20 protein-coding genes and 3 pseudogenes are annotated in these 17,793 nt (G+C 42.2%); all 23 read left to right on the forward strand.

The genetic code is table 11. The annotated features are described in order from the left end of the window. Positions 1 to 140 precede the first annotated feature (140 nt). The 23 genes and pseudogenes from DXC01_RS21470 to obgE all read left to right on the forward strand — a co-directional run bounded on the left by DXC01_RS21470 (position 141) and on the right by obgE (position 17,787). A complete protein-coding gene (locus DXC01_RS21470) occupies positions 141 to 299 on the forward strand; it encodes a hypothetical protein (RefSeq protein ID WP_330427656.1) in 159 nt (52 codons plus the stop codon). Then, a pseudogene (locus DXC01_RS21260) lies at positions 247 to 381 on the forward strand (LysR family transcriptional regulator); the annotation flags it as partial. The gene DXC01_RS21470 and the pseudogene DXC01_RS21260, both read left to right, overlap by 53 nt. Before the next feature lie 122 nt (positions 382 to 503). Beyond that, a complete protein-coding gene (locus DXC01_RS10320) occupies positions 504 to 815 on the forward strand; it encodes a hypothetical protein (RefSeq protein WP_330427657.1) in 312 nt (103 codons plus the stop codon). A 30-nt stretch (positions 816 to 845) separates the two neighbouring features. Further along, positions 846 to 1,766 carry a helix-turn-helix domain-containing protein gene (locus DXC01_RS10325; protein ID WP_118698847.1) on the forward strand — a complete coding sequence of 307 codons (921 nt, stop codon included), beginning with the start codon at positions 846 to 848 and terminating at the stop codon, positions 1,764 to 1,766. Positions 1,767 to 1,791: 25 nt separating this feature from the next. Continuing rightward, positions 1,792 to 2,565, forward strand: a complete 774-nt coding sequence (locus DXC01_RS10330; protein WP_118698848.1) for an alpha/beta hydrolase — start codon at positions 1,792 to 1,794, stop codon at positions 2,563 to 2,565. A gap of 93 nt (positions 2,566 to 2,658) precedes the next feature. Then, positions 2,659 to 4,497, forward strand: coding sequence for an Ig-like domain-containing protein (locus tag DXC01_RS10335; protein WP_118698849.1), 1,839 nt, complete (start codon positions 2,659 to 2,661; stop codon positions 4,495 to 4,497). A gap of 381 nt (positions 4,498 to 4,878) precedes the next feature. Further along, positions 4,879 to 5,175, forward strand: a pseudogene (locus tag DXC01_RS10340) (helix-turn-helix transcriptional regulator); the annotation flags it as partial. Positions 5,176 to 5,331: 156 nt separating this feature from the next. After that, positions 5,332 to 5,460 (forward strand): annotated as a pseudogene (locus tag DXC01_RS21475) (YccF domain-containing protein); the annotation flags it as partial. A gap of 138 nt (positions 5,461 to 5,598) precedes the next feature. Next, on the forward strand, positions 5,599 to 6,138 hold the full coding sequence (locus DXC01_RS10355) for a DUF2812 domain-containing protein (RefSeq protein ID WP_118698850.1): 540 nt from the start codon (positions 5,599 to 5,601) through the stop codon (positions 6,136 to 6,138). Between the two features lie 240 nt (positions 6,139 to 6,378). After that, complete coding sequence (locus DXC01_RS10360) at positions 6,379 to 6,936, forward strand: RNA polymerase sigma factor (RefSeq protein WP_118698851.1); 558 nt, start codon at positions 6,379 to 6,381, stop codon at positions 6,934 to 6,936. After that, positions 6,933 to 8,129, forward strand: coding sequence for a DUF4179 domain-containing protein (locus DXC01_RS10365; RefSeq protein ID WP_118698852.1), 1,197 nt, complete (start codon positions 6,933 to 6,935; stop codon positions 8,127 to 8,129). Before DXC01_RS10360 ends, DXC01_RS10365 begins: the two co-directional genes overlap by 4 nt. A gap of 359 nt (positions 8,130 to 8,488) precedes the next feature. Then, the gene (locus tag DXC01_RS10370; RefSeq protein WP_227222033.1) at positions 8,489 to 8,959 is read left to right on the forward strand and encodes a hypothetical protein; all 471 of its coding nucleotides are present in this window, start codon (positions 8,489 to 8,491) and stop codon (positions 8,957 to 8,959) included. Between the two features lie 27 nt (positions 8,960 to 8,986). Next, positions 8,987 to 9,367: a hypothetical protein gene (locus tag DXC01_RS10375; protein ID WP_022214251.1), complete on the forward strand. Its 381-nt coding sequence runs from the start codon at positions 8,987 to 8,989 to the stop codon at positions 9,365 to 9,367. 338 nt (positions 9,368 to 9,705) lie between these two features. Next, positions 9,706 to 9,915, forward strand: coding sequence for a hypothetical protein (locus DXC01_RS10380; protein WP_022214249.1), 210 nt, complete (start codon positions 9,706 to 9,708; stop codon positions 9,913 to 9,915). Between the two features lie 163 nt (positions 9,916 to 10,078). Continuing rightward, positions 10,079 to 10,525: a flavodoxin gene (locus tag DXC01_RS10385; protein WP_118698853.1), complete on the forward strand. Its 447-nt coding sequence runs from the start codon at positions 10,079 to 10,081 to the stop codon at positions 10,523 to 10,525. A gap of 107 nt (positions 10,526 to 10,632) precedes the next feature. Next, positions 10,633 to 11,097, forward strand: a complete 465-nt coding sequence (locus tag DXC01_RS10390; protein ID WP_022214247.1) for a nucleoside deaminase — start codon at positions 10,633 to 10,635, stop codon at positions 11,095 to 11,097. Between the two features lie 240 nt (positions 11,098 to 11,337). After that, positions 11,338 to 13,209, forward strand: coding sequence for a TIGR03960 family B12-binding radical SAM protein (locus DXC01_RS10395; RefSeq protein ID WP_118698854.1), 1,872 nt, complete (start codon positions 11,338 to 11,340; stop codon positions 13,207 to 13,209). Next, a complete protein-coding gene (locus tag DXC01_RS10400; RefSeq protein ID WP_022214773.1) occupies positions 13,193 to 13,900 on the forward strand; it encodes a TIGR03936 family radical SAM-associated protein in 708 nt (235 codons plus the stop codon). Before DXC01_RS10395 ends, DXC01_RS10400 begins: the two co-directional genes overlap by 17 nt. Further along, complete coding sequence (locus tag DXC01_RS10405) at positions 13,884 to 15,113, forward strand: ribonuclease E/G (protein ID WP_243111595.1); 1,230 nt, start codon at positions 13,884 to 13,886, stop codon at positions 15,111 to 15,113. Before DXC01_RS10400 ends, DXC01_RS10405 begins: the two co-directional genes overlap by 17 nt. A 372-nt stretch (positions 15,114 to 15,485) precedes the next feature. Further along, the gene (gene rplU, locus DXC01_RS10410; protein ID WP_005422792.1) at positions 15,486 to 15,791 is read left to right on the forward strand and encodes a 50S ribosomal protein L21; all 306 of its coding nucleotides are present in this window, start codon (positions 15,486 to 15,488) and stop codon (positions 15,789 to 15,791) included. Positions 15,792 to 15,803: 12 nt separating this feature from the next. Then, on the forward strand, positions 15,804 to 16,124 hold the full coding sequence (locus DXC01_RS10415; protein ID WP_118698855.1) for a ribosomal-processing cysteine protease Prp: 321 nt from the start codon (positions 15,804 to 15,806) through the stop codon (positions 16,122 to 16,124). Between the two features lie 4 nt (positions 16,125 to 16,128). Next, positions 16,129 to 16,416 (forward strand): 50S ribosomal protein L27, encoded by a 288-nt coding sequence (rpmA, locus tag DXC01_RS10420; RefSeq protein ID WP_005422790.1) that lies wholly within the window; start codon positions 16,129 to 16,131, stop codon positions 16,414 to 16,416. Positions 16,417 to 16,494: 78 nt separating this feature from the next. Then, positions 16,495 to 17,787: a GTPase ObgE gene (obgE, locus tag DXC01_RS10425; RefSeq protein WP_118698856.1), complete on the forward strand. Its 1,293-nt coding sequence runs from the start codon at positions 16,495 to 16,497 to the stop codon at positions 17,785 to 17,787. Positions 17,788 to 17,793 lie beyond the last annotated feature (6 nt).

Raw genomic sequence — 17,793 nt, forward strand, 5'->3', positions numbered from 1 at the left:
AGCCGCACGTCCGGAATTCTGTGAGGGATACATTCGGTAACGGATGTATCTACTCGACCCAACCAAATTCCAGTTATAATAAATGTAACAAATTCAATTTATCGAAGTTTTCTACTGTACCCCGTGCGACGGAGGCAATTATGCATGAAGGGAATGACAAAATTATGATCTATACCTGTACCTATGTATCTTCACTGGGAGATATTTTGCTGGCGGCTGATGAAATCGGCCTTGTTGGTCTGTGGTTTGAAGGCCAGAAATGCACAACCGTCCCTGTCAAAGCAGCTTATGGAACTTGAAAAGAAGCTGGGAAAGCAGCTATTGATCCGTGGAAAGAAAAAAATTACCCTTACAGAAGAAGGGGTTATCCTGCGGAAACGGAGATTGGCTGGGAAGACATAAAATATTTCAAGCCATCACAATATCTGGTCATGCATTCACTGGTATATCGGACAGAAGTTTTAAAGAAATCCGGTGTCAGATTACCGGAGCATATTTTTTATGTGGATAATATTTTTGCATACTATCCGCTGCCATATGTGGAGTCGCTGTTTTATATAGATACGGATCTTTATCAGTATTATCTTGGAAGAGAAGACCAGTCTGTGAATGAGAAGGTTATGATCTCAAGAATCGAGCAGCAGATCAAAGTAACAAAAATAGTTGCAGAGTGTGTGGATCTGAAAAAAGTAAAAGAAAAGAGCCCGAGACTCGCAGACTACATGTTGGGACTTAAGGGAACAGCTGTTTTTTTATTCCAAGTGTACTTACAAGTTCTACTATGCTCTTTTCTTTATATTCTTCAACTGTTATAATGACCTTATAAAAACATAGGGAGATTGCAAATGTCTAAAGCTGAATATCGTTACTATGAACTTTCACGGGATCTTCCGCTGCTTGTTTTGACCGGTGAAAAATGGGAAACTGTTTATGGAATGGATAATATGCATTTTCATAATTATCTGGAAGTCGGTTACTGTCATTATGGAAATGGGATCATACAGTTTGCAGAAAAAGAAACGCCTTACCATGCAGGGACACTGACGTTCATTCCCAAAAACATTCCGCATCGTACCTGTCCGGTGCCAGAAGAACATAATCGAAAGCAGAAATGGGAATATCTTTTTATAGATACAGACAGCATCCTCAAAAAAGTTTTTGAGGATGCGCCTGAAAAGTATACAAAAATGCAGAAAAATCTTTCCAGAGAAGTTCTGGTGCTGGATAGCAGCAAAAACGCTCTGGCTGTGGAACTGCTGCAGATGATAATAGAAGAAACGCAGCAGAAAAAATATCATTATAAATATGCAGTTTTATCGCTTACGTTTAATTTTCTGTTATTTTTTGACCGGCTGAACACGCTGGATTCAGGGGATGAACTTTCACATTCTGATGCAATGGATTATGTTCGAAAGATCATAAACTATATGGAACAGCATTACACAGAGGATATAAAGGCAAAGGATTTTGCCAAAAGCTGCGGGCTGAGCGAAACTCATATGCGAAGGATTTTTTCTGAATATACGAATATGCCGCCTTCTGAGTATCTGAATGTGGTTCGGATCAACAAAGCATGTGAGCTGCTTGCACATGGCAGTACTTCCATCGAGGAAGTTGCCCGTTCTGTTGGTTATCCGGTTCTGTCCACGTTTCTTAGAAACTTCAGAAAAATAACAGGACTTTCCCCAAGTGCCTGGCGCAAAAAAGCACTGGAAAACCCACAAAATATAGCGACTTATCAGATTTCTGTGCTGAAAGGCTGGTAAGCTGTAAAACAGGAGAATATATCTTATGGAAATAAAAAACTGGACCTACGAAGAATACCCATCTTTTGACGAAGAGATAGAGGGCGTTACAAGAATCCCGACAACCGGAGATGAGAAAGGAACTTATATTTATTCGAATGTGGAATATGCCAACATGGATGGTGTGCCGCTTCACTTACAGATCATTACACCACAGACAAGAAACACCATAGACAGTGATACATTGCATCCCTGTCTTGTGTATGTCCAGGGCTCTGCGTGGCTTGAGCAGAATATCAATGCGAAACTTGGAATACTTTCAAGACTGGCTGAGAAGGGCTATGTCATAGCAGTTGTGGAATACCGCCACTCCGGGATCGCACCATTTCCGGCGCAGGCACTGGACACAAGAAACGCGATCCGCTTTATGAAGATCCATGCGGCAGAGTATAACGTAGATATGGACAAAGTTTTTGTCGGCGGTGATTCATCCGGCGGACATACAGCCATGTTTTCACAGTTGCTTCACGATGACGATCAGGATACAAACTTATATCCCGGAACAAATGCGGATGTAAAAGGAATCCTCTCCATCCACGAAGACACCATCCTTTCACCAATCCTGATGTTCCACGGCACCAAAGACCGCACGATCAATCCCCGAGTAAGTGTAACTGTTTATCAGAAACTCAAATCTTGTGGAAAAGATGTGCGCTTATACCTTCTGGAAGGTGCCGACCACGGCGGAAGTGAATTCTGGACAGAAGAGACCCAGGAGATTGTGGTTAAATTTTTTAACGGCTCTTTGACAGATAATTAAATTAATACTACCTGATTTTTCTAATATCTGATATAATTCTTTATAAGAAATCAGTAGAATTATGAGCCTTATGAAAAGGAATGGGGGATAAGAATGAAGAAAAAAGTGCTTGTACTTATGCTTACAGCAGGAATGCTTACCAGTGGATTAGCAGCGAATACTTTTGCTTCGGATTCCAATGAAGAGTTTACTCAGTTTGCAGAAGAAACAGAATCAACAGAGGGCATGACAGCTGAAAGTGTTGACAGTGATCTGGACTTTGTGGATGCTGGAGAAGCGAAAGAGACGGAGGAGTCAGGCGACATTTTTTCAGATACTGAAGATTTTACGACAGGCACAGAAATTTCCGATGCCGACTCATCAGGGGAGATGCAGGAGTCTGAGCAGGAAGTGACTCCTATACCTTCAGCAGAGCCGACTCCAACAATTGCACCTTCAACAGAGCCAGAGCCAACAGCAATGCCAACACCGACTCCAACGGTAATACCATTTTCGTTGACTTATCAGAGTGGTTCTATGAAATGGGAGAATCATACAACGGTTTCTTTGAAGTTTTCTACAACTCAGGACTGCAAATGGTATTATTTTTATGTAGATTCAGGTACAGATATAACTGTGATTCAGAATATGTATGATTCGAGTCGTGCCACGAATTCTGAAGAAGCAAACACAGAGTTTACTGTAAAAGCAGAGAATGTTCCTGAAACAGATTCCTGGCTGGTTATTTGTGCAAAACCATATAGCGGTAAGGCAAAGATGAGCCTCTTTAAGCTGGATAACAGCAGTTTCAAGAATAAACGTCCGAAAGCACCAACCCCAACTCCTTCACGCCCGCTTCGCATCTACAAAGTTACGCAAAGCACTGTGAAAGGCCTTGAAAAACCATTAAAGTTTACTCCAGGTAAGTTCTATAACTTTACGGTAACAGGAGCAGGCATGGACAATAAATCTCCAATTTCAGGAGATGTACGCTGGGTTCCGATGTATTGGAGTACCAGGCAGAATCCAACAGGAGTTGACAAGAATACTGTATGGAGAATAGGCTCACCTAAGGGAATACGCGAGAAGAAAACCTACAATATCTATATTTTCTTTAAGAAACAGATTTATAATGGAAAAAGCTGGAAAGATTCTGATATTATTCAATCTATGACGCAGAAATTTACATCAGCTGCACTGACGGATGAAGATCTTGGCATTTATCATATGAAAGTAAATACGAAGTCTGTCGTTCTGCGTGCAGGACAATCTACATCGGCAGTAAAAGTAACAAATGCAACATCATCGTTCCGTGTTGTAGCATGGTATTCTGCAAACACTTCGATTGCCAGAGTAAATGCACAGGGAAGGATTACGGCTGGCAAAAAAACAGGTTCTACTTATATTACAATTGTAATGTCCACCGGTGAAAAAACGAAGGTCAAAGTCACTGTACAGAATGGAACGGTCAGAACCAATGCTATTTACGGCCTTAAGACAAAATATACAGTTACCAAAGGTAAGACACTTACATTAAGACCAGTGCTTTCACCAGTAACTTCCCAGGAAAGAATAACGTATAGCTCTTCAAATAAAAATGTTGCCACTGTATCATCCAAAGGTGTGATAAAAGGAATAAAAACCGGAACAGCCAGAATTACAGTAAAATCCGGCAGCAAAAAAGTAACGATTACAGTAATAGTACCAAAAGTATCAACTCAGAAAATATCCGGTATTAACTCTGCGATTACCCTCCTGAGAGGAAAGACATCTCAGCTGAAGCCGAAGCTGAGTCCATCAAACAGTGATGATAAAATTTCTTACAGTACTTCTGATTCCAAAGTTGTAACGGTGAATGCAAAGGGAGTCATTACTGCCAAAAGGAAAGGTACTGCTGTAATTACTGTGAAATCCGGTAAGGTACAGACAAAGTGCAAAGTCACAGTTAAATAAAGTGTAGGGAGATTTCCATTAAACAGGTATTCGTTGATTTATTCTGAGCTCGAGATTCCATACACTGGAAATGCGGCAGCAGACAGTCTTTTGTATCATTATGTAGGTATCGCAAAAGAAAAGAAGATATCCGATAATTCTTTTGACGGTATCATCCTGAAAAAAGACGATTTATGCTTCATATATAAAAATATCGGCTTTCGGAATTGAACTCTTTACGGAGTATGATTCCGGGAGTCGGTATTTTTTATTACAGTGTATTTTCAGGAAGCACCACTGGTACATCTGTGGATTTATTTCTTATGGAAAACAATCGCACGGTCATAAGTAGTCTTTTCCCTTGCCTCCGGAAGTATTTTACAAGCGTTTTTCATTATGCTGATTTATCTGGATCAGATATGTCATCTGGAGGGGCTCAGCAAATCAACTTTGCTGCGGGCATTTACGAAGTCCAAAGGTGTAACTCCATATAGTTATCTCCAAAATATCCGCATCGGAGAAGCGAAGAAATTACTGGAACAGGGCCTGCCGCCTGTGGAAGCGGCATTGCAGACAGGATTTTCTGACCAGAGCCATTTTACAAATTACTTTAATCGTTATATCGGACTGGCACCAGGCGTTTACAGGGAAATCTTTTTAATGAAGGAAAATTCGGAGGACAAAAAACAGGGAAAATAAGAACAAAACAGGGCATTTGTGCACTGCGGCGCTGATGCGCTACGATCAGAGGGCACAGGGAGTCGAAGCACAGAACCAGATAGAAAAATGGGTGGACACACACTTCGACGATGCCAGGATGAAACAGATTTATCCGAAAGCGAAGTCGACACATTAATGGCTTTCGAAAATCTGATCGTAGGCTGCCTGTGGTGCATCACGATCATTGGTATTCCGTTTGGAAAACAGTTCTTTAAGATGGAAAGACTTTCCTTTATGCCGTTTGGCGCGAATGTGATTGGATGAAAAGGACGGTTTGATCTGTTTTATCAGGGAGGAAGATAAGAGGAAAATCTATCAGATCACAGAGCTTGGAACGGAAGTTCTGGAGCTTGAACTAAAGAGAATCCGCAGATTGTATCGCAATGCACAGGAGGTAATGCAATGAAGAAAGTCAAAAAAGAATTTCGCTGGTTTAACATTATGGAATACGAAAAAGAAGAAAAGTACCTGAGTAAGAGACACCAGGAAGGCTGGAAATTCAAGAGAGTGACTTTTCCTGGAATCTATACATTTGAGAGATGTGAGCCTGAGAAAGTAATCTATCAGCTGGATTATAATAAAGAAGGAATCAAACACCAGATGGAATATGTACGGATGTTTGAGGACTGTGGATGGGAATATCTGACAGAATTTGCTGGATACAACTATTTCCGAAAACCGGTAGACAGGATGCAGCAGGACGAGGAAATATTCTGTGATGATATCTCCCGGCTGGATATGGTGAAGAGAATTTTCTGGGGAAGAGTGATTCCGTTGATCGTGATTCTTTGCGGTCTGATTCAGCAGGTTTATATATCTTCGACAGATCACAGTGAACATGGATTGCTGCCAGTGTGGGTTGTATTATTAGTTATATACGTTATTACTTTTCTACAGTTTGCCGTAAAATATTTTACATTTCGAAACAGGATACAAAAGTAATCTGCGGTTGGTGAAACGTTAATATAAGAAGAGACTGTCGGGACTAAAAATCATTATTTCCCGATAGCCCCTTTTTTTCCTGATTTTTAAAAAATTTGATTTTTTTTGTTACCATCCGGGATTTTTTACGATATATAGTATGAGTAGGAAATTTCCTTCTAAAAGGAGCCTTAGGAAAAGCAGCAATCAAAGCGCGCTTGTATTTGCTGATGAAATACAAAACTTTGGAGGACAACTTAAATGAGAGACAATGAGATCATATCTCTGTTTGAGATGAGAGATGAGCATGCGATCGAAGTATTAAGCGATAAATATCATCCTTACTGTTATAAGATCGCCTGGAATCTGCTTGCAAACAGAGAAGATTCGGAGGAATGCCTGAATGATACCTGGTTTTCAGTCTGGTCACTGATCCCGCCCAAAAAGCCGTCTGTATTATCACATTTTTGCGGCCGGATCACGAGGAATTTGAGCATTGACCGTCTGCGAAAAAAATATGCCGACAGGCGTCCGGATGTACATATGGCGGATATTCTGGGTGAAATGGATCAGTTAAGAGTTACCTATACCATTGAAGATCAGCTGGCAGAAAAAGAACTGCTGGAAATCATCAACGATTTTCTTGAAAAAATGGACGCAGAGGACAGAGATATTTTCGTGAGAAGATACTGGTTTTTTGACTCTGTTTCAGCGATCGCCAAAAGACATGCTATGTCTGTTGGAAGTGTAAAAATGAATCTGTACCGGAACAGAAAGAAGCTGCTAAAAGTGTTAGAAAAGGAAGGAAAACACTTATGAAGAAATTTGATTTTTCAAAAAAATTTGGCGATATTGATCCGAAATATATCAGCGAAGCAGAAGGAGAATGGAAAGGAAAGAAAAATGCCTGGGCGCCATCATTTTGGCGCAGACTGGCGGCAGCTTGTGTGATATTGGCGTTGATCTCGACTGTTTTATCGAATCCCAAAGTGCAGGCCGCGATCAAAGAGGTTGTTTTATCAATAGGAGAAACCCTGGGATTTCAAAGAGGAATCGACTCCTATACGGAGGTTTTGAACACATCGAAAACAGATCACGGGATTACTACAAACTTAAAAGAAGTTGTTTTGGATGAAGGAGTTCTGCTGTTTGAGGTGCACGCGGAAATTGATGATTCCGAAGATGATCAGCAGGGAAAATCGGCACCGATTTCATCTTTTGCTAATACAGGAGTCTCACTTGATCTGGAAAAAACCATAATAAATGGTCAAAAATTGGATGAATATATGAGTGGGAATTATACTCCTTATTCTGCAGAAGATTTATTCGATACAGATACCGACATAAATGTAACTGAATATGACCAAGTGCAGGAGTACCGTTTTCATGCTCCCAGAGATCTTGGAGAAAACCCGGAGATACATCTTGTGCTCCATGCTTTTGATCTTGATGACTGGCAGAAATCCGTGGCGGAATTTACCTTTGATTTTACCGTATCGCGAGAGAAGCTTCTTAAGCAGACGACCCATAAAGAAGTTGAAAATATTTCTGTTCAAACTGAAGAAGGACCAGTGGTATTAAAAGATATTTTCCTGAATAAATTACAGAGCAGTATTTCAGCAGAAGTACCAGAAAAACTGTACCAAAACTACGAAGTTGAGCTGCGTGGAACAGACAGCAAAGGAAATAAAGTGCGATATAATCTGACGGATGATGCAAAAACAGACGACAGTCATCGGGACTGGAAATTTAAGACAGAATTTTGGACTTTCAATGACGATGAAAGACCGGAACTGCCTGATCCTGACAGCGAATATCTGGAATTGCAGCTTTATCTGAAATCCGAGAACTCCTCTGAAAACGTAACTGAAAGCAGTGTTACGAAGGAGTATGTTTTGGACGACGATGATGACGTTTATATCGAAGAAGAAAGTAACGTTTACGATGTAGCAGATGATTATGATTCTGGATGGAAAGCTGTGGGAGAAAAAATACGGATTGATATCAGATAAATGAATCAAATGCCAGAGAATCGTTACTGTTCAATCCATTCACAGTAACTTGGTCAAAATGCATTCCAAATCACCTTCAGTGATGGCGTTTTGTCCCGTATGGTCGTACCAAGCGAGTTGAAGGTTCATGGAAATTGGGAGGCGAGATGACTCTACGGGAAGTAAATTGATTAAAGACCCACGAAATTTAAAGGTCTGAATGACCTGATAGGAAATAAGTTATTTAAAGGTCTACAGAAATCGGAGGGGGAAAGGACTGGGAGATAAGTAAGTTATCAGGAAGTCAACAGAAGTTAGAAATTTTGGATGACTATGGTAAAAGAAAGTAGCAACAGAGTACATGAATTTGCAAAAAATGAATGGTTGGAATTATACTTGCCTACAAGCAAGTCAATAAATTGTCCCCAGGAGGATGGTCCAGAGGACTCTTTTTATCTGCGAGGGAAGAAAATGCAGCCAAGAAAGAATTAGAACACTTAGGATTTGTGGAGGTGGTGTATATGGCGAAACATGAATTTGGAATTATGCTGGATGCCCCTAAGAAAGGCAAGCATTATGACGAATATGAACCGTGGAAATATACCTGCATTTCTGTTGATGATGACGACTTAGCAAACATTGTTGAGAGACTTAGCACCATTGACTTTTATTGGCACACGCTTTCTGCTAAAGGCAAAGGGCTTGCATATTATGGTATTACATTGATTCCACCTGACTCGTTAAAAGCATTTATTGATGTCATTGCAGATATTTCTGAATTGAATGAATTAAAGAAATTATTAGAGCAGGCGTTGGATAAAAATAAATGGATGATTCACTATGGAATCTGATCGAAAAAACAATCTGGAGGTGATAAAATGATTAAAGAATTAATGTATATTGAACTCAAAACTGGATATTCGGATGATGGTCCGGCATGGATTGGGTATGTACAAACTTCAAAAACCAGGAAAACAATTTATTTCAATGATCATGCTTTTCAGAAGAATATTGGTAACTATGCAAACTATATGGACATTGAGAATGGTGAAGAATATTGGATTTCCGGATTAAAAAAGAAAGAGAGTAATCGGCATTGGGCTGGTCATGGCAAAATTATGATTGACCGTAGAGCAGTTGATGACTATCTCACTTTAATTGGAGAAAAGGAATTGCCATCAAATTTGTTTGAAATAGTTGGCATGGAGGACAGATTTCCAGTTGAACGAGTAAATAAACGATTGAATGCGAAGCATTAAAACATTCATTATGGAGGAATAGAGCGATGAGGAAATATTGATTGCATTAATTGTGTCAGGGGCATTGCTGGTACTTGGTGGAGTGATTCTTGGATATTATTATCCAATTGTGGGAAATATAGTGGGAATAATTGGATGGATTTTAATCTTTTGCTTTTTTATATTGAAGTTAGTATATGGCAAGAAGAACAAAAAGTAGCTTGTAAAGGAATCTCATTAATGTTAGGATAAAACCAAATGAAGGCACGTTACCACGGGGCGGACTGATGGACATGAACACTTTAAATCCGGGATAGGATTTTGATGAATGGAAGGACACACAGAAAGGAGTTGAGCTTATGTGCCGTGAAATGGAGAAAATTTACAGCGAGGGAATGGAAAGCGGCGAAAAACGCGGTATAGAGAAAGGTGAACTCAAGAAAGCAAAAGAAACAGCCCTTTCCATGGCAGAAGAGGGCATGGATGTAAAGACGATTGCCCGTCTGGTTAAGATAAGCGAAAAAGATGTCCAGAAGTGGATTGATGAAAATTTATGTACAATGAAATAAATAAAAATATTGTAAATGGGCAGGTCTGATATTTTGGACTTGCCCTGATTTTTTAATATTATCGTGCGAAAGGGTAAATTCCCTGTTATAATAGAGTTATCCTGTATTAGAGTTGTAAGGGCATTAGCTATAAATATATCGTAGTAGAAAAGAGGAATGTCAAATGAAAACATTAGTTATTTATTTTTCACAGACAGGAAAGACGAAAGAAGCATCTGAACACATTGCACAGCTTTCTGGTGCAGACCTGGTAGAGATTAAGACTCATAAATCTTACCAGATGTCTTATCGAAAGACGGTATTTACCTCATTAAAAGAAATTCTGTTAAACGAGCGGCCAAAACTGAATATGGAGATTCCTGATATTTCTGTATACGACAGGATACGGATAGGAAGTCCGATCTGGTGCGGAACGCTTCCGAATGCAGTGTTCAGTTTTCTGGATAAAGTAAATCTAAATGGAAAAAAAGCAGCAATTTTTACAACCAGTGGAGCTACAGAACCGCAGGAGATCGCGGTGAGAATCAAAAAGAAATATCCTGCAAAATGGTGCAGACCATTTAATGCGAACCATGCAACAGATGAAACTATCATAAGTTGGTTAAAATAACAAGCAATAACTATAAAGTTCCAGAGCCTGTTTTGGAAATGGATATACAAATAAGAGGCTATGAAAGTAGCTGTAAAATCCGATCTTCTATTTGTGGAGGAAACATAATGCAAGATGAAATGTTTATGAAAAAAGCTATTGAACTGTCAAAATTGGCAGTTGAGCATGGTAACGAGCCGTTCGGAGCGGTACTTGTCAAGAATGGCGAAATTGTATTTAGCAACGAGAATCAAATTTATACCAGACACGATCCAACATTTCATGGAGAAGCAGGATTGATTCGAGAGTTTTGTGCACAGACTGGCATTACCGATCTGCATGAATATACTCTTTATTCCAGCTGCGAACCATGTTTTATGTGCAGTGGCGCAATGGTTTGGGTGAAGTTGGGACGGTTGGTTTACGGTGCAAGCAATATTGATTTGGAGCATATTCTCGGAAACACCGGATGCAATTGCTCAAAAATGGTATTTGATAATTCTTTCTGGCAACCGCAGGTTTCGGAAGGTGTTTTACGTGAAGAAAGTCTTTCGATTCTGAAAGAGTATTTTTATAATCATGCAAAGGGGTGAGAGGAAATTTTAAAAATAAGCCGTGAATAATTCAGGTTAAATTGTATCAAGTTCAGCGTTTCAACGAATCCTTGTTCCTGTGGATATTATCCGAATATTTTTTTTATACACTTGCACTTCTTTGATAATCTGTTTATAATAAGAAACATTGTTAACAGTCATTATAATACATTAAAATGGTCTCACATACCCCTGAAACAGTGAGGTTATTTTTTTGCTTCAAAAAGTGAAAGGAAAACTATGAGAAAATTAGCATTACGCGATGAGATACTGCTGCAGATCGACAAGGCCGCGCGCTACATCGGCGGCGAGGTCAATGCAGTTATGAAGAATAAGGATGACGTAGATATCCGCTTTGCTATGGCGTTTCCGGATGTGTATGAGATCGGTATGTCAAATCTCGGCATGATGATCTTATATGATATGTTTAATAAAAGAGACGACGTATGGTGTGAGCGTCTTTTTTCTCCGTGGACGGATCTGGACAAGATCATGCGTGAGGAGAAGATCCCGCTCTTTACTCTGGAATCCCAGGATCCGGTAAAGGAGTTTGATTTCCTTGGGATCACTCTCGGATATGAGATGTGTTATACCAATGTACTTCAGCTTCTGGATCTCAGTGGAATTCCGTTCCGGGCAGCAGAACGTGTCGAAGATGATCCGCTCGTGATCGGTGGCGGTGCATGTGCTTATAATCCAGAGCCACTGGCAGAGTTTTTTGACCTCTTTTATATTGGAGAGGGAGAGACTGTCTATGGCGCTCTGTTTGACGCATATAAGGCAAATAAGAAAGCCGGCGGCAGCAGGCAGGACTTCCTTCTGAAAGCTGCACAGATTCCGGGAATCTATGTGCCGTCTCTCTATGAAGTTACCTACAAAGAAGACGGTACGATTGAATCCTTCCGTCCAAAGCATGCAGATGTGCCGGAAAAAGTAGAAAAACAGCTCATCATCGATATGGACAGAGACTACAACAAATTGGAAGCACCGGTCGTTCCACATATCAAGGCGACACAGGACCGTGTCACACTGGAGATCCAGCGTGGCTGTATCCGAGGCTGCCGTTTCTGTCAGGCAGGTATGATCTATCGTCCAACAAGGGAGCGTGATGTGGAGACTCTCAAGGAATCTGCAAGGATCATGCTCAAAAATACCGGGCATGAGGAGATTTCCTTAAGTTCTCTGAGCTCTAGTGACTATAGTCAGCTCAAAGAAATCGTAAATTTCCTGATCGATGAATTCCGCGATGAGGCAGTCAATATTTCCCTGCCGTCTCTTCGAATCGATGCTTTTGCCCTGGATGTCATGAGCAAGGTGCAGGATGTCAAGAAAAGCAGCCTGACTTTTGCTCCGGAGGCGGGATCTCAGCGTCTTCGTAATGTGATCAACAAGGGACTTACCGAGGAAGATATCCTTCACGGTGCCGGCGAGGCCTTCAAGGGCGGCTGGAATCAGGTAAAACTTTATTTCATGCTCGGACTTCCGACAGAAACAGAGGATGACATGAAGGGAATTGCACATCTTGCCCAGAAGATCGCAGAAACTTATTATGAAGTCGTTCCGAAAGAACAGCGAAGAGGAAAGGTACAGATCAATGTCAGTACATCTTTCTTTGTTCCGAAGCCGTTCACTCCGTTCCAGTGGGCTCCGATGTTCCGTGAGGAAGATTTTATTGAGAAAGCAAAAGTTGTCAAAAATGAGATCCGCTCTCAGCTGAACCAGAGAAGCATCCGCTACAACTGGCATGAACCGGATGTCACCGTTCTGGAAGGATTCCTTGCAAGAGGCGACAGACGCTGTTCCAAAGTCATTCTCAAAGCATACGAAAAAGGTGCCCTTTATGATGCCTGGTCCGAAAGCTTCCATTATGATATCTGGAAAGAAGCTTTCAAAGAAACAGGTGTGGACATCGAATTCTATACCCTTCGTGAACGAAGCACAGATGAGATCCTTCCATGGGATTTCATTGATGCAGGCGTGACCAAGAAGTTCCTGATCCGCGAGTGGGAGCAGGCAAAAGCAGAGACTGTAACACCGAACTGCCGTCAGAAATGTTCCGGCTGTGGCGTTCTCAAATACAAAGGAGGTGTGTGCTGTGAAAGTAAGAATTAAATTTGCAAAAACCGGTCATATGAAATTTGTAGGACATCTGGATACTATGCGTTATTTCCAGAAAGCGATCCGCCGTGCAGAACTGCCGGTTGCTTTTTCCGGCGGATACAGCCCGCATATGATCATGTCCTTTGCAGCACCTCTTGGTGTAGGAACTACCAGTCTCGGGGAATATTTTGACATGGAACTGACAGAGACTGTTCCGACAAAAGAGATCGAGGAACGTCTGAATGCAGTCATGGTGGACGGCGTTTCTGTATGTTCTGCCCGTCAGGTAGAGGATGGCAAGGCAAGCACAGCCATGGCTCTGGTGGCAGCAGCTGACTATTTCGTACAGTTCCGTGAGGGAAAAGAACCTGCTGCATCCTGGAGAGAGAAACTGGACGAATTTCTTTCCCAGAAAGAGATCATTGTGACCAAGAAAACAAAGCGCAGTGAAAAAACCATAGACATCCGTCCGTATATTTATGAAATGCATCTCGACGGCGAGGGAGTTTTCATGCAGCTCGCTTCTGCAAGTTCCAACTACACCAAACCGGAACTTGTCATGGACACTTTCCTTCGATGGATGGGAGAGGAGCCACTTCCGTTCGCATACATGATCGAACGCCGCGAGATCTATGCCAACAAAGGCGATGAAGAACACCGGAAACTTATTTCTATGGAAGCATTAGGTGAAGAAGTTGAATAAGCTGATCATTACGGAAATACTCCTTGACGAAGTACTCTGTACTGTCTGTGCAGTCTTCAGAGACCAGAAGGTCGTAGAACTTCGTCTGGAGCCGTCCGGAAAGAAAAACACTCTTAACAACATTTATGTAGGACAAGTCGAAAACATTGCCGCCAATATCCAGGCGGCTTTTGTCCGTTTAAGCGATTCCGTAAACGGCTACCTTCCACTGAATCAGTGCACAAACGCCATTTACGCAGACGGACGTAAGTCAGACCAGCCCCTGCGCCCTGGCGACCAGCTCCTGGTTCAGATCAACCGCGAAGCCATGAAAGGGAAACTCCCAGCCCTGACTACAAACCTGAACTTTTCCGGCAAATACCTCGTCCTCACTACCGGCAACCGCAAAATAGGCTTCTCCAACAAACTTTCCAAAGAAGAGAGCAGCCTTTTGAACAAATGGCTGGAAGAAGAACGAAACCTCCCAGACCGCCCCTACGGTCTCATAGCCCGCACCAACGCCGCCGAAGCCACTAAGGAAGAATTCCTCCACGAACTGAACCTTCTGAAAAAGCAGTACGAAAAAACAGCCCTCCACGGCCGAAACCGCACCTGCTACAGTCTTTTATATGAATCAGAATCGTTCTATCTGGCAGCAGTCCGCGACATTTATACACGCGATCTCGATGAGATCGTTACAGACATCCCAGCCATTTACGAAAAAATTTCCGAGTACCTAAGCGAATTCCAACCAGACAAACTACAAATCCTGAACTTATACCAGGACAAACTCCTTCCATTATATAAACTATACAGCCTGGAATCCGCAATCGACGAAGTACGCCACGAAAAAATCTGGCTCAAAAGCGGAGGCTTCCTAGTCATCCAACAAACCGAAGCCTTCGTTTCCATAGACGTAAACAGCGGAAAATACACCGCCAAGAAAAAAGCTGAAGAAACCTACCGAAAGATCAACCTAGAAGCCGCCACAGAAATTGCCCGCCAAATCCGCCTCCGCAACCTCTCCGGCATCATCCTAGTTGATTTCATCAACATGCAAAACCTCGACCACCAGGACGAACTCTTCCACGTCCTCCAGAAACAACTACGCAAAGACCCAGTTAAATGCAAAGCAATAGACATCACCCCACTGCACATCCTAGAAATGACCCGCCAAAAAGTCCGCCGCCCACTAATAGAAGACCTAAGAGACCTACATCAACAGCAGCAGTGACAATAAACAATTAATATAGAAGCAATCCCTATCATCATTATTTGGAGGATTATTAACATAATTAAAATTATGTAAACTTATAATTCCCAGCGGAACAGCGCAGCGCCTTCCGCGTCCCTCAAACGACGGTTTTAGCGGTGGCCAAAAAGGGGGTGCGCGAGGGGGAAATTCGGCCGTTCGCAACTCCGAGATCGTCCCCCTCGCACGGTTTTAATATTTTTTAAAATTTTAGAAAAAAAACACTTGACGAATAAACTACATCATGCTATTATACAGAAGATGCCGCACAGAGAGGTTTAAGAGCATGAGATTTTACTAAAAAATCCTCATCCCACCACATCTGGCGAGTAAAGTTCATAGGAGGTGCCACAGATGTACGCAATTATTGCAACAGGTGGTAAACAGTACAAAGTTGCCGAGGGCGACGTAATCAGAGTTGAGAAACTCGGTGTTGAAGCTGGTGAAACCGTTACTTTTGATAACGTTCTTGCAGTTAGCAACGAAGGTTTAAAAGTTGGAGCAGATGTAGCCAATGCCAGTGTTACCGCTTCTGTAGTTGAAAACGGAAAAGCTAAAAAAGTTATCGTTTACAAATACAAAAGAAAAACTGGATATCACAAGAAAAACGGTCACAGACAGCAGTTCACTAAAGTTAAAATCGAAAAGATCAACGCTTAATCTGGTGTTTGCATGATTACAGTGACAGTCAGTAAGAAGAACAATTCCTATATCAGTTTTACATCCAAAGGACATGCCGGATACGCGGAAGAGGGATACGACATCATATGTGCCGCTGTCTCCGCTCTCGTAATCAACACGGTAAATTCTCTGGATCAGCTGACGAAAGATCATATAGAGGCAGAGGAGAGTGACGGCTTCGTATCCTTCACTTTTACCGAACCGATTTCAGAAGGGGGGACTCTTCTGATGGATTCCCTTGTTCTCGGACTGACAGAAATTGAGCATAGTTATTCAAAACGTTATTTAAAAGTAAAAGTCAGGGAGGTGTAATGACATGATGAAAATGAACCTTCAGTTATTCGCACATAAAAAAGGTGTTGGTTCTACAAAGAACGGCCGTGACTCCGAGTCTAAGAGATTAGGTGCCAAAAGAGCAGACGGACAGTTTGTTAAAGCTGGAAACATCCTTTACAGACAGCGTGGAACAAAGATTCACCCAGGTGAAAATGTAGGCTGCGGTAAAGACTATACATTATTTGCACTGACAGATGGTGTAGTAAGATTCACCAGAAAAGGACGCGATAAGAAACAGGTTTCTATCGTTCCGGTAGAGGCAGAATAATCAAGTTCAGCGTAAGGCTTCAAATCGTTCAGGTTTGGAGCCTTTCTTTGAATTCAAAATAAAAGAGGAGCGACATATATGTTTGCAGACAGAGCAAAAATTATCATCCGTTCAGGAAAAGGCGGAGATGGACATGTAAGCTTCCGCCGAGAGCTGTACGTGCCGAATGGCGGTCCTGACGGCGGAGACGGAGGAAGAGGCGGAGACGTGATCTTCGAAGTGGACGAAGGTCAGAATACGCTTGGAGAATACCGTCATAAGAGAAAATTTAAGGCACAGGACGGACAGGAAGGCGGCAAGAAACGCTGCCACGGAGCTGACGGCGATGATATCGTCCTCAAAGTTCCGGAAGGGACCGTTATCATGGAAGCACAGTCACGCAAGGTCATTGCGGATATGTCCGGTGAAAACCGCAGACAGATCGTGCTCAAAGGAGGAAGAGGCGGCAAAGGAAACCAGCATTATGCGACAGCAACCATGCAGGTTCCGAAGTATGCACAGCCGGGACAGCCTGCACAGGAGCTGGAAGTTCTTCTGGAACTTAAGGTGATCGCAGACGTAGGACTTGTAGGATTCCCGAATGTCGGCAAATCCACTTTCCTTTCTAGAGTCACCAATGCACAGCCAAAGATCGCCAATTATCACTTCACAACACTGAGTCCGAACCTTGGTGTGGTAGATACTGAGAATGGCGGATTTGTTATCGCAGATATCCCGGGACTGATCGAGGGAGCATCTGAGGGTGTTGGTCTTGGACATGAATTCCTGAGACACATTGAGCGTACCCGTGTCCTTGTGCATATCGTAGATGCTGCATCTACAGAAGGCCGTGATCCGGTGGACGATATCCATAAGATCAACAAGGAACTGGAAGCATACAATCCGGAGATCGCAGCAAGACCGCAACTCATTGCGGCAAACAAAATCGACTGCATTTTTGACGACGGAGAGGAAAATCCGATCGACCGTCTCAAAGCAGAATTTGAACCACAGGGGATCAAAGTTTACCCGATCTCAGCAGTAACAGGTCAGGGGCTTAAGGAACTCATTTATGGGATCAAAGAGCTTCTGAACAGCGCACCGGCAGAGAGGATCGTATTTGAACAGGAATTCTTCCCGGAGGACGAACTGTTTGCAGAGAATCTTCCATTTACAGTAGAGAGAGATTCGGATGATCCGGAGATCTTCATCGTAGAGGGACCGAAGATCGAAAAGATGCTCGGATATACCAACCTCGATTCCGAGAAAGGCTTCGCATTCTTCCAGCGTTTCCTCAAAGAAGGCGGAATCCTTGAGGAACTGGAAAAAGCTGGTATCGAAGAAGGAAACACAGTCCGTATGTACGGCTTTGACTTTGATTATTACAAATAGAAAGGT

The sequence above is a fragment of the Blautia sp. OM07-19 genome (assembly GCF_003481595.1).
In the GTDB taxonomy this organism is placed as follows: domain Bacteria; phylum Bacillota; class Clostridia; order Lachnospirales; family Lachnospiraceae; genus Blautia_A; species Blautia_A intestinihominis.